The 11,568-nt window shown below is 72.5% G+C and carries 10 protein-coding genes; 3 read left to right on the top strand and 7 right to left on the bottom strand.

Annotated features, from left to right (window positions below; translation table 11 throughout):
* Positions 1-124: 124 nt before the first annotated feature.
* From ACFVQ3_RS07385 to mraZ, 4 genes are all read right to left on the bottom strand, one after another.
* Positions 125-1,894, bottom strand: coding sequence for a peptidoglycan D,D-transpeptidase FtsI family protein (locus ACFVQ3_RS07385; protein WP_387636955.1), 1,770 nt, complete (start codon positions 1,892-1,894; stop codon positions 125-127).
* Positions 1,895-2,205: 311 nt separating this feature from the next.
* Positions 2,206-2,655, bottom strand: coding sequence for a hypothetical protein (locus ACFVQ3_RS07380; protein ID WP_387636953.1), 450 nt, complete (start codon positions 2,653-2,655; stop codon positions 2,206-2,208).
* A complete protein-coding gene (rsmH, locus tag ACFVQ3_RS07375) occupies positions 2,652-3,674 on the bottom strand; it encodes a 16S rRNA (cytosine(1402)-N(4))-methyltransferase RsmH (RefSeq protein WP_387636950.1) in 1,023 nt (340 codons plus the stop codon). The genes ACFVQ3_RS07380 and rsmH overlap by 4 nt, the downstream gene beginning before the upstream one ends.
* A gap of 305 nt (positions 3,675-3,979) precedes the next feature.
* Positions 3,980-4,414, bottom strand: a complete 435-nt coding sequence (mraZ, locus tag ACFVQ3_RS07370) for a division/cell wall cluster transcriptional repressor MraZ (RefSeq protein WP_191795696.1) — start codon at positions 4,412-4,414, stop codon at positions 3,980-3,982.
* Positions 4,415-4,750: 336 nt separating this feature from the next.
* Here mraZ and ACFVQ3_RS07365 point away from each other — a divergent pair, with 336 nt between their 5' ends.
* Genes ACFVQ3_RS07365 through ACFVQ3_RS07355 form a run of 3 tightly spaced genes read left to right on the top strand, consistent with a single transcriptional unit; the run spans position 4,751 to position 9,424 of the window.
* Positions 4,751-5,755: an AAA family ATPase gene (locus ACFVQ3_RS07365; RefSeq protein ID WP_387636948.1), complete on the top strand. Its 1,005-nt coding sequence runs from the start codon at positions 4,751-4,753 to the stop codon at positions 5,753-5,755.
* A 1-nt stretch (position 5,756) separates the two neighbouring features.
* Positions 5,757-7,085 carry a DUF58 domain-containing protein gene (locus tag ACFVQ3_RS07360; protein ID WP_387636945.1) on the top strand — a complete coding sequence of 443 codons (1,329 nt, stop codon included), beginning with the start codon at positions 5,757-5,759 and terminating at the stop codon, positions 7,083-7,085.
* Positions 7,082-9,424, top strand: coding sequence for a transglutaminaseTgpA domain-containing protein (locus ACFVQ3_RS07355; RefSeq protein ID WP_387636942.1), 2,343 nt, complete (start codon positions 7,082-7,084; stop codon positions 9,422-9,424). The genes ACFVQ3_RS07360 and ACFVQ3_RS07355 overlap by 4 nt, the downstream gene beginning before the upstream one ends.
* Here the strand turns inward: ACFVQ3_RS07355 and ACFVQ3_RS07350 are convergent.
* The 3 genes from ACFVQ3_RS07350 to ACFVQ3_RS07340 form a co-directional block, all read right to left on the bottom strand.
* Positions 9,372-9,737 carry a DUF3040 domain-containing protein gene (locus tag ACFVQ3_RS07350; RefSeq protein WP_387637103.1) on the bottom strand — a complete coding sequence of 122 codons (366 nt, stop codon included), beginning with the start codon at positions 9,735-9,737 and terminating at the stop codon, positions 9,372-9,374. The two genes, ACFVQ3_RS07355 and ACFVQ3_RS07350, sit on opposite strands and share 53 nt — an antisense overlap.
* Positions 9,738-9,814: 77 nt before the next feature.
* Positions 9,815-11,074 carry a DNA polymerase IV gene (locus tag ACFVQ3_RS07345; protein ID WP_387636940.1) on the bottom strand — a complete coding sequence of 420 codons (1,260 nt, stop codon included), beginning with the start codon at positions 11,072-11,074 and terminating at the stop codon, positions 9,815-9,817.
* Positions 11,075-11,096: 22 nt separating this feature from the next.
* Entirely contained in the window at positions 11,097-11,543 is a 447-nt protein-coding gene (locus tag ACFVQ3_RS07340; RefSeq protein ID WP_387636937.1) for an SAV_6107 family HEPN domain-containing protein, read from the bottom strand.
* Positions 11,544-11,568: the final 25 nt, after the last annotated feature.

Genomic DNA, 11,568 nt, shown 5'->3' with positions numbered 1-11,568 from the left:
CCAGCGGGCCCCGGCGACGCGGCGTCGGGCGTGCTCCGGTGCCCGGATGCTCGGGGGGATCCGGGCGCTCCCGGCGCTATGGCGCTCCGGCGCTCCGGCGGCGGAGCGGCCGCGGGCCGGCTGCTCACCACTCCGTCGCGTAGGGCTCCTCGACCTTCGAGCTGGGCGGGACGTTCATGTGCTGGAGCGTGAAGCCCATCACGTCCTTGAACACCGGGGCCGCCACGAGCCCGCCGTAGATCGTCGTGCGCGGGTTCTTGAGGAAGACCGCGACCGTGTACTGCGGGTCGTCCGCGGGGGCCACGCCGATGAACGACGCCATGATGTCCGTGAGCCGACCGTTGGCACCGACCTCCTCCGCCGTGCCCGTCTTGCCCGCGACCCGGTAGCCGTCGATCGCCGCCGCAGCACCCGAGCCGTCCTGGACCACGGCCTCCATCATGTGCAGGACCTGGTCCGCGGTCGACTCCGAGACGACCTGGGTCGTCGCTCTCGGCGGTGCCGGGGTGAAGACCCCGTCCGGACCGGTCGTGCCCTTCAGGAGGGTCGGGGCCACGCGCGTGCCGCCGTTGGCGATCGTCGAGAAGACGCTCGTGGCCTGGACGGCGTTGACCGCCAGCCCCTGACCGAACAGGACCGCGTACTCGGTGCGCCCGTCCCACTTCTCGGCCGGGGCGAGCAGACCGGCGGACTCGCCCGGCAGCCCGAGCCCGGTCTTCGACCCGAACCCGAACCCACGGAGATAGTCCTCCCGGACCGACTTGGGCAGGTCCTGACCCACCATGACGGTCCCCGTGTTGGACGACTGGGCGAGGATGCCCGCGAGCGTCATCTTCTCGAGGCCGTGCTGGTGCGAGTCCTTGAACGTCTCACCGTTCGCCGTCGTGTAGGTGTACCCGACCTCGTACTGGCTGGCAGGGGTCGCGAGCCCCTCCTCGATCACGGCCGCCATCGTGATCACCTTGCCCGTCGAGCCCGGGGCGAAGACGTCCTTGACGGCACGGCTGCCGTCCGCGACGCGCGAGCTGGACCGGTCGTTCGGGTCGATCGCTCCCGAGTCCGCCAGGGCGAGGATCTCCTGGGTCCTGACGTCCTGCACGACCGCGATGCCGTAGTCGGCCCCCGTCTCGGCGACCGCCTTGTCGATCGAGTCCTGCGCCTTCCACCCGATGTCGCGGACGAGGGTCAGCGCCACCGAGTCTCCCGGCACGGCCTCGACGCTCTCCCGGGTGCTGCCGGGGATGCGCACGCCGCCCGCGCCGCCCGCCCGCTGGAAGAGCTCGGTGCCGGGCGTCCCCGTGAGGAGGTCGTCGTAGGTCGCCTCGATGCCCCCGAGCCCCACGACCTGCTCGGTCACGCCGTCCTCCGAGGGCTTCGCGCCGACGTACCCGACGATGTTCCCGGCGGTGGTACCTGCCGGGTAGGTGCGCTCGGTGGTCAGCTTCGTGCTGATGTAGGCCGAGACGCCGAGCTCGACGATCTGGCGCTGGACCTCCGGGACCACCTCCTTCTTGAGGACCACGTTGCGGTTGACCCGACCGTTCGTCCCGCTGAGCTGGGCCGCGAGCTCGGGCGCCGAGCGGTCGAGGATGGGCGCCAGCAGCCTCGCGAGCGCGACCGCTCCCGTGCCCTCGACCTTCTTCCCGTCCACCGTGTGCCTCGCCGACGGGACGAAGTCCGGGATCGTCTTCTGGTCCGCCGAGACCGTGTACCGGTCGATCGACGTGGCCAGCACGACGCCGTCGGCGTCCGTGATGTCACCCCGGTGCGCCATCGTCACGTGCGACTGCGTGCGCTGGTTCTCGGCGGCCTGGGCGAGACCCGGACCGATCACGACCTGGACGTACACCAGGCGGACCGTGAAGACCAGCAGCACTGCCAGGGCGATACCCATGATCCAGCGCTGACGGTGCTCCGGACGCCCCGGGGCGGGTACGGCCGGAGCGGCAGGTCGACCGAGACCCGTGCCGCGTCCCGAACCGCTGCGCCCCACGGCCGATCCCGGCGCGGCGCTCGCCCCGCGTGCCGGCGACGACTTCCTCACGGCCCGGCCAGGCGTCGTCCGAGGCGCCTCGCCCGGCGTCGAGGAGCGCGGCGTCGCGCCACGGCCCGCCGCCTCGCCCGACGACCGGGTCGACGTGCTCGTGCGGGACGGGCCGACCCGGCGCGGCTGCTCGCCACGCCCCGGCCGGTCCGCCCCACGCGTCACGGGGTGCTCCCTGCCTCCGGCGCCCCCACGATCGCACCGTCGGACAGGCGGAGCATCGTCGGCGCATCGGACTCGACCATGCCCAGCGCGCCGGCGCGGCTGGGGAGCGACGTCGCTGCGGCCTGCAGCTGCGAGTGCAAGGACTGCGTGTCCTGCTCGAGCACGCCCGCCCGGGTCCGCAGGTCGGAGAGCTGGTAGGACCCCTTGGCCATGGTGGTGTTGAGCAGCAGCGCCCCCAGGAGCGCAGCACCGAGGATCGACATGCACAGGACCAGGAAGGGAACCCGTGAGCGCACCTGCAGCGGCGCGCGCACCGCTTCGAGCCGTGGGCGGTGGGACCGCCCCGCGGCCCCTCCCGGCAGGGCGGTGAGCGACGGCCTGCGGGTCGGGGCAGGGGCAGGGCTGGACGACGTCAGAGGCCGAGCGGCGGCCTGTCGTGGGCTCATGGCTTGTTCTCCCCTCGCGGGCGGTGGCGTAGATGGTCAGGTGTGGGACGCAGCCTCTCGGCGGCGCGCAGTCGCACCGAGGCCGAGCGCGGGTTGTGCTCGAGCTCGTCCGGCGGAGCCTCCTCGGCACCACGGACGAGCAGCTTGAGGTACGGCTTGTGGGTCTCGGGCTCGACGGGCAGCCCTGCCGGCGCGCTGGACGTCGCACCACGCGCGAGCTCCCGCTTGACGATGCGGTCCTCGAGCGACTGGTAGGACTCGACCACGATCCGGCCACCGACCGCGAGGGCGTCGACCGCGGCCGGGACGGCACGCTCGAGCACCTCGAGCTCGCCGTTGACCTCGATCCGCAACGCCTGGAAGGTGCGCTTGGCAGGGTTGCCCCCGGTCTTGCGGGTCGCGGCCGGGATGTTGGCACGCACGAGGTCCACGAGCGCGGCGCTGCGCGTCCACGGCTCGACCTCACGACGACGGACGACGGCCCGCGCGATCCGCTGCGCGAACCGTTCCTCCCCGTACTCCCGCAGGATCCTCGTCAGGTCGCGCTCGTCGTAGGTGTTGAGGACGTCCGCAGCGGTGATGCCCGTCGTCGTGTCCATGCGCATGTCGAGCGGCGCGTCCTGGGCGTAGGAGAACCCGCGCTCCGACTCGTCGATCTGCAGCGACGAGACACCGAGGTCCATCAGGACGCCCTGCACGGCGGAGAGCCCCAGGTCCCCGAGGACGTCCCCGATCTCGTCGTACACGGCGTGCACGGCCTGGAAGCGGTCACCGAACCGGGCGAGCCGCTCGGAGGCGAGCGCGATGGCCTGCGGGTCGCGGTCGATCCCCACCACACGAGCGGTGGGCACCTGCTCGAGCACCGCCTCGGTGTGGCCGCCCATCCCGAGCGTGCAGTCGACGAGCACCGAGCCGGGCTCGGCGAGGGCGGGGGCGAGGAGGTCCACGCACCGTTGCAGGAGGACCGGGACGTGGCGGTCCCCCGCTCCTGATCCTGACGTGCTGCGAGGTGTGGTCATGACGCCTCCTTCCTGGTGGGTCCTCGTCGGGTCGATGAGGGGTGGAGCATGTGGTGCGGTGCCTGTCTGTCGTGCGGTCTGCCAGCTGCCTGTCGCTGCTGCAGCTGTTGTACTGCCGGGGAACGCCGTCCTGCTGCTTCGCGGCCCCACCCGATCAGGTCTCCCTCCGCGTCCTTTCTGGCGCCGGGGAAGTGCGCCAGACCGGGCGGGAGGAGGCCTCATCGTGCGGAGCCTCGTCACCTGCTGCTCAGTGCTGCTCGTGCTCGTGTCTCGTGTCTCGTCCCGGGCGGGCCCGGGCCGTGGGCTCAGAAGCGCAACGCCGGAAGCACCTCCTCGGCCGTCGCCGCGTACTCGGCCTCCTGGTCGGCGAGGTACGCCTCCCACGCCGCGGCGTCCCAGATCTCGACGCGGGTGCCCGCGCCGATCACGGCGACGTCGCGGTCGAGTCCTGCGTACGTCCGCAGCGCGGCCGGGATCGAGATCCTGCCCTGCTTGTCCGGGATCTCGTCACTGGCTCCCGAGAGGAAGACACGGAGATAGTCCCGCGCCTGCTTGCTGGTGACGGGGGCCTGGCGGATCTGGTCGTACATCCGGCGGAACTCGTCCATCGGCAGGAGGAACAAGCACCGTTCCTGCCCCCGCGTCATGACCAGACCGGAGGCGAGCTGACCGCGGAACTTCGCAGGCAGGATGAGCCGCCCCTTGTCGTCGAGCCGAGGGGTGTACGTCCCCAGGAGCAGGCTCGGAGAACCGCCGAACGACTCGTTCACCAGACTCCACCTCCCCTCCCGCTCCCTCGTCCTCCACAGTACTCCACAAGCCTCCACCAGGCCCGGGATATGCACGCCATTTCACCCCTCTTCGCAGAATCTCCGCAGGTCAGGGCACATGGTTCGGCGTGGGGCGCGACGCGCGCCGCACCAGGCACGTACGGGCGCTTCGCGCCGTACGCCCGGCTCGTCCCCCTGCTGCACCCCCACGCTGCCGGTCCCGGGATCCGGACGTGGAGGGAAGTGGGGAGAATGGTCAACTAGGCTCGACCTTCCAGACGCCAGGCGTGACCAACGGAGGTTCTCGTGCTCACCGACTACTCCACCGCGCCACGGCGCGACGGGATCGATCCTCTCGGGGAGCTCGTCGAGGCGACAGGGCGGATCCGGACCCGGATCGAGTCGGTGATCTCCGGGCGGCCCGAGCTCGTCCACCTCACCGTGGCCGTCCTCCTCGCAGAGGGGCACCTCCTCCTCGAGGACGTGCCCGGCGTCGGCAAGACGACCCTCGCCAAGGCGCTCGCCAGGACCATCGACTGCCAGGTCGGACGCATCCAGTTCACCCCGGACCTGCTCCCGAGCGACCTCACCGGGGTCAACATCTTCCGCACGGAGACCCACGACTTCGAGTTCCGCCGGGGTCCGGTGTTCTCCAACATCGTCATCGGTGACGAGATCAACCGTGCCTCGCCCAAGACGCAGTCCGCCCTGCTCGAGTGCATGGAGGAAGGGCAGACGACCGTGGACGGGACCACCCACCGGCTTCCCCGCCCGTTCCTCGTCGTCGCCACGCAGAACCCGGTCGAGATGGAGGGCACCTACCCGCTCCCGGAGGCACAGCGCGACCGTTTCATGGCCCGGCTCACGGTCGGCTACCCGGACCTCGACGCCGAGCTCGAGATGCTCGACCGCCAGGAGTCGGACACGCCCCTCGAGCACATCGAGCCGGTGGTCGACGGCGCGACGATCCTGCGCTTCGCCCAGGTCGCGCGGTCGGTCTACGCCTCGGTCGCCGTCAAGCGCTACGTCCTGGACCTGGTGACCCAGACCAGAGAGCACCCGGGGCTCAAGCTCGGTGCGTCGCCCCGCACCTCGCTCCAGCTCCTGCGTGCCGCGAAGTCCGTCGCGGCGATGGCCGGCCGGGACCACGTCCTGCCCGACGACGTCCAGCTGCTGGCGCAGCCCGTGCTCGCGCACCGCCTGATCCTGTCGACCGAGTCCCGGCTCGCGGGACGCACGACCGAGCAGGTCGTCCGCGGGATCGTCGAGGCGACCCCGATCCCTGCCCACGCGGCGACGGAACGTCGCTGACGTGTCCGGCTCACGTCGCTCGCTGCCGGGCGGGGGGAGGGTCGCGCAGGTCCGCCCCACCGCCAGAGGCACGGCCGTCCTCGCCGCGAGCCTCGTGCTGGTCGGCACGGGCACCGCCCTCGGACTGACCGACATCGTCGGGCTCGGAGCCTCGGGGCTGCTCGTCGTCGCGGCAGCGTGGGCCTGGATGGTGGTGCGCCGGATCGATCGCGGCCGGGGCGCCCTGCGCGTCGCGCGCCGGATCGAACCGGATCCTGCGGTCCGCGGCAACCAGGTCACGACCCGGCTCCTCGTCTCCCCCGTCTCGCCGAACGCGACGGCCCTCGGGCGGCTCGGGCGGCTGCAGATCAGCGAGCAGGCCGCGGCCGAGCTCTGCGAGCACGACGCTCTCCGCGCGCAGGTCGTCTCCCACCCGGACCGGATCGCCGTCCGCTACAGGCTCCGTCCGGACCACAGGGGCCGTTGGCCGCTCGGCCCGGTCCTCACCAGCAGGGTGGACGTCTTCGGCCTGGTCCGCGCGAGGCAGCCCCTCGGGGAGGCGAGCACCGTCTCGGTCCGTCCCCGCACGACCGAGCTGGCGGTACGAGGCTCGCGCGCCTTCGGCGACCTCGCCAGGTCCAGGAACGGCGCACGGACCTCATCGAGCGACGACAGCGTCCTGCGGGAGTACGTCGCAGGCGACGACCCGCGCCGCGTCCACTGGGCCACGGCCGCCCGTCGCGGACAGCTCATGGTGCGAACCGACGAGAACGCAGGCATGGCGTCGGTCACGGTGCTCCTCGACCGTGGCGTCCTCCCGCCACCGGACACCGACCGGTCCTCGAGCGTGGCCCGGGACGGGGAGTGGGCGGTCGAGGCGGCGGCGTCCGTCGCCGTCACGCTCCTGGGGGCGGGTCACCCCGTCCGCCTCGTCGCGTCGTCCGCAGCCCCGACCCTCGACGCCTACCCCTACTCCACCGGACGCACGAGCGACGGAGCGGCCCAGATCCTCGACGACACGATCGACCTCGGTGGCCATGCGAACCCGCGCGACGCCGAGCGTGCGCTCGCCGCGACCGCCGACGCCCTGCGCGGCTCCCGTCGTCCCGGCGAGCTCACCGTGGCCGTGCTGGGACCCCTGGGCGCGATCTCCGGACCGTCCGTCGCACCGCTGGCGGGCGACGGCAACCACTGGGCGTTCGTCGTCGCGCCTGACGGGGACCGTCCGGGCAGCGCCGTCGAGGACACGCTGTCGGTGCTGCGCGCGATCGGCTGGCTCGCAGTCGGCGTCGACCCGCGCGAGACCACGATCAGCGCAGCCTGGAACCGACTCATGGAGGAGCACCGGTGACCGCCACGCCCACGCCGGCGACCCGCGCCGTCTCCCGCGACGTCGTCCTGAGGATCGTCGCCACGTCCGCCCTCGTCGCCGTCGCGACGCTCGCCTCGTTCCACGCGCTCACCGTGCTCATCGGACCAGGGCAGTGGACACGCACGGGCACGCTGTTCGTGCTGGTGCTCGCCGTCGTGACCGGGGGCACCCGGCTCCTGCTGGAACGCGGCCACGACGCCCGGCCGGGACGGCACGACATCGGGTTCCGCGGCGTCGTGCCGACCCTCGTGGGCCTGGTCGTGGGCGCCTGGGGGCTCCTGGCCGTGTTCGGCGGACCCACCTCGCGCGGCATCGACCTGGCGATCAGCGGCGCGAGCATCGACCGGCTGCTCGCACGCCTCGGTGCAGGGCAACAGCTCATCGCCGAGGAGGTCGCCCCGATCGACGCCTCGTTCCCTCTCGCCCTGATCGCCGTGGCCGGGACGATCCTCGTCCTGCTCGCCACCGACCTCGTCGTGGCCGGCCTCCGGTTCCCGGCGGCGGCCGCGCTGCCTCTGCTGGCCCTGTGGATCCCTCCGCTGGTGATCGAGGGCTCGATCCCGCCGCCGGTGTTCGTGGTCACGGTCGTCGCACTCCTCCTCCTGGTAGCGGTCGACAACCCGCACCGCGCGGCCCGTCGCCGAGGTGCTGCGCCCGCCCCCGTCGGGCCGGGCGCGCGGACGCTGCGCGCGGGCGGCATCCTGGGTGCCACCGCTGCCATCGCCGTGCTGGCTCTCGTCGCCGGCACCGCGGCGGGCGCGATCCCCCAGATCCTGAGCTCGCCGTGGTCGTCGTTCTTCACGAGCGCCGGCCCGACCGTGCGCCTGGCGAGCGACCTCGACATGGAGGAGAACCTCGGAGCCCGCTCCCAGGAGGTCGCGCTGACGTACGAGTTCCCGCAGGAGATCGACAAGGGGGGCGCGAGCACCGGCATCGGCCCCCTGCGGATGTTCACGCTCACCGGCTTCGACGGGAAGAGCTGGCGACGCGGCGACTCGCGCGTGGGCCCTCCGGTCGAGGCCGGACAGGTCCTGTGGCCCGGGGACCCCGGGGCCGGGGCGTCCGAACCTCGGACGGTCGACGTCACGCTCCGGACCCTGCGCGACGAGAAGCTCGTCCTTCCGACCGAACCCCGGTCCGTCGACGTCGGCGGCGAGTGGTTCTACGACGACTCCCGAGACGAGGTGACGGGCAACACCGCGACGACGCCCGGCATGACGTACTCGTTCGAGGTCTTCGCACGTGACCTGACCGCCGACGCCCTGCGGGCCAGCGCGGGAGACGACATCGACGACCCGAACGTCGTCGAGGTACCGGAGAGCGCGCACCGGGACGAGATCCGCGCGGTCGCCGAGGAGGTCGTGGCGGGCGCGACGACCCGCTACGACGCCGCGGTCGCCCTGCAGTCCTACTTCCGCGACGGGAGCAACTTCACGTACTCCACCGAGGTCCCCGACGGCGCGACCGACGACACGGTCTGGAACTTCCTCCAGGACCGGGAGGGGTACTGCGTCCAGTTCGCGACGTCGATGACGATCATGGCCCGCGCCGTCGGGATCCCGGCCCGCCTGGCCGTGGGCTTCCTGCCCGGGGAACGGGCCAGCGACAACGTCTTCCAGGTGACGGGCAAGGACTCGCACGCGTGGCCGGAGCTGTACTTCCCCGGTCAGGGGTGGGTCCGGTTCGAGCCGACGCCTGCAGTGCAGGCCGGGCCGGTGCCCGCGTGGGCCGACCCGTTGCTCGGGCCCTCGGGCGACGACTCGACCCCGGTACCGGGTGACGTCGCGACGAACCAGGCCGGGCCGAACGCGACCCCGGGAGCGACCCAGTCCACGGCTCCGGCCCCGGGGGCGGGCTCCGGCTCCCTCGGCGACGAGGGGGCCTCCGGGCGAGGCTGGGGCATGGGCCTGATCGCCCTCGTGGTCGTCGTCGTCCTGTCGACGCTGGGGTGGCTCGTGGCGCGCCGTCGCCGCGGGTCTTCGGCAGAGCCGGACGTCGAGTCGACGTGGACGGATCTCGCCCGGCAGCTCGCCGACCTCGGCATCAGCTGGCAGGACTCCGTGACGCTCCGCCGGGTTCCCGCCGTCGTGGCGGCTCAGGTCGCGGAGAGGACGGGACGGCACCTGCCGGACGCGACGACCGACGCCCTCGTCGCCCTGGCCGCAGAGGTGGAGCTGGAGCGCTACGCGCGCACCTGGTCACCTCCGCCGCCGGGCGACCTCGCCGCTCTGCGGGACACGGTGGTCGCGGGGGTCCGGGACGAGCTCAGCGACCGCCCTGCTCACGTCGACGGTCCCAACGCTCTTCCAGTCGGTTGAGGAAGCCCTGACGGGGCGCCCCCTTCTTCGCGGAGGCCTTGGGGGGCGTCACCTTGCCGTGCTCGTCCACGACCCCGACCGGCCCGGTCGTCGACTTGCGGGGCGCGGAGAAGGCGAACGCGACTCCTGCGAACATCACGACGAACCCGACCACTCCCAGCACGGGCGAGGCGGACGCCGCACCGAAGACCAGGAGCAGCAGTCCCCCGACCACGCCGATGCCTGCGGCAACGTAGCGCAGACCCGACTTGCGGGGGCTCGACTGAAGCGTCGTCGCCAACCGCGGATCATCCGAGGTCAGCGCTCTTTCCATCTGTTCCAGTACGCGCTGCTCGTACTCTGACAGAGGCATGGGCACCCCCGGTTCTCAGCGGTTGATATGTGTCTCCCTCAGGATAGTTCGACATCTGCCCGCGTGGTAGTCGAGCGTCGACGGGTGGACGCCGGCCCGATCGAATTCACCCCAAAACGGTCGCGGATCCGGTCGAGAGTCTTCTCGGCCTCACGCTGCGCACCGGACGCCTCCTGCACCGACTCCTCGAGGGTCGGCTGCTCGACGGAGGCGCCTCGACGCTCGAGGTTCTCCGCGCGCACACCCACGAGCCGGACGGGCAGGCCCCGTCGGTCGACCCCTCGGGCGAGCTCGAGCGCCACGGCGTGGATCTCCTGCGCGACGTCCGTGGGAGAGGAGAGCGTCCGCGAACGGGTCAGCGTCCGGAAGTCCGACGTCCGGACCTTGACCGAGACGGTCCGCGCCACGAACCCTTGGCCGCGCAGCCGCGTGGCGCACCGGTCCGCGAGCCCCAGCAGGGCCGATCCGATGATCACGAAGTCGTAGAGGTCCTGCGCGAAGGTCGTCTCGGCGCCGATGCTCTGCTCGGCACGGCCCGGTTCGACGGGTCGAGGGTCCCTGCCCCATGCGAGGTCGTGCAGGTGCGCCCCGGCAGCCTTGCCGACCGCGGCCTGCAGCGTCGCGACGTCCGTGTCGGCCAGCTCCGCCACGGTCGTGATCCCCCACCCGGCGAGCGTCTTCTCGGTCCTCTCCCCGACCCCCCACAGCGCACCGACCGGCAGCGTGCGCAGGAACGGGACGGTCGAGGCGGCAGGGACGAGCAGGACGCCGTCTGGCTTGGCGTGCGTCGACGCGAGCTTGGCGACGAACTTGGTCGAGGCGATCCCCACCGAGCAGGTGATGCCGACCTCCTCCCGGACCCGCGCGCGCAGGTCCCGGGCGATGAGGGTGGGTGCGCCGAGGCGACGACGGGCACCGCTCACGTCGAGGAACGCCTCGTCGATGCTGATCTGCTCGACCAGCGCCGTGATCTCGCGGACGATCTCCATGACGGCTCGCGAGGCGTCCTGGTACGCACGGTGGTCGGGCGGTACGACGACGGCCTGCGGGCACAGCCGGCGCGCGAGCGCCATGGGCATGGCCGAGTGGACCCCGAAGGAGCGTGCCTCGTAGGTCGCGGCGAGGACGACGCTGCGCTCGGCCCCGCCGACGATCACGGGACGCCCCACGAGCTCCGGCCGGCGCGTCAGCTCGACCGAGGCGAAGAAGGCGTCCATGTCCACGTGCATGATCGAGCAGCCCGACTCGTCGTGACCCCAGTCGCGCCGGGCCAGGGTGGCCCGTGGGCCGCGGCTCACCGCGCGCTCCCCCGGGAGGTGCTCACGAGGCCGCGACCCGCAGCGAGGGGTGGCGCACGAAGCCGACACCAGGGTCGACGAGCATGGCGACCTCGTCCCGGAAGTCCTCGGCACAGGCCATGATCTCGTCGGCCTGCCGCGCCTCGACCGCGTCGAACCGCCCGGCGTCGACGGCAGCCCGGATCCGGGCCCCGCCCGCGAAGTAGACCGACCAGGCGGACAACCCCGGCTCGACGAGCGCGAGCATGTCCCAGACCGATCGGGCGCGCGACCGGGGGGACGGCCTGCCGCGGAGCGCGACGACGGCGGCCGCGGCACGCAGCGCGCCGAGGTGCGAGTGGACGAAGCGCTCGGCCGGGTCCGCGGTGAGCCCGGCGGCGACGAGCTCCGCGTCGGCACGGGCCAGGAGGCGCGCGACCTCGGGAGCCACGAACCTCGCTCCAGGGAGCGCACTGTGCTGCGTGGTCATCGGAACACCTCCATGCCAACTATCG

The organism is Oerskovia sp. NPDC057915 (assembly GCF_042887685.1).
GTDB lineage: Bacteria > Actinomycetota > Actinomycetes > Actinomycetales > Cellulomonadaceae > Oerskovia.
The sequence above is the reverse complement of the archived record's forward strand: the minus strand, read 5'-3'. Positions and strand labels throughout refer to the sequence as shown.

What these genes read in the sequence shown, in the direction of transcription:
- ACFVQ3_RS07380 (WP_387636953.1), bottom strand. Translation starts at nt 2,655, where the DNA reads ATGAGCCCACGACAGGCCGCCGCTCGGCCTCTGACGTCGTCCAGCCCT.
- rsmH (WP_387636950.1), bottom strand. Translation starts at nt 3,674, where the DNA reads ATGACCACACCTCGCAGCACGTCAGGATCAGGAGCGGGGGACCGCCAC.
- ACFVQ3_RS07350 (WP_387637103.1), bottom strand. Translation starts at nt 9,737, where the DNA reads ATGGAAAGAGCGCTGACCTCGGATGATCCGCGGTTGGCGACGACGCTT.
- ACFVQ3_RS07385 (WP_387636955.1), bottom strand. Translation starts at nt 1,894, where the DNA reads ATGGGTATCGCCCTGGCAGTGCTGCTGGTCTTCACGGTCCGCCTGGTG.
- ACFVQ3_RS07340 (WP_387636937.1), bottom strand. Translation starts at nt 11,543, where the DNA reads ATGACCACGCAGCACAGTGCGCTCCCTGGAGCGAGGTTCGTGGCTCCC.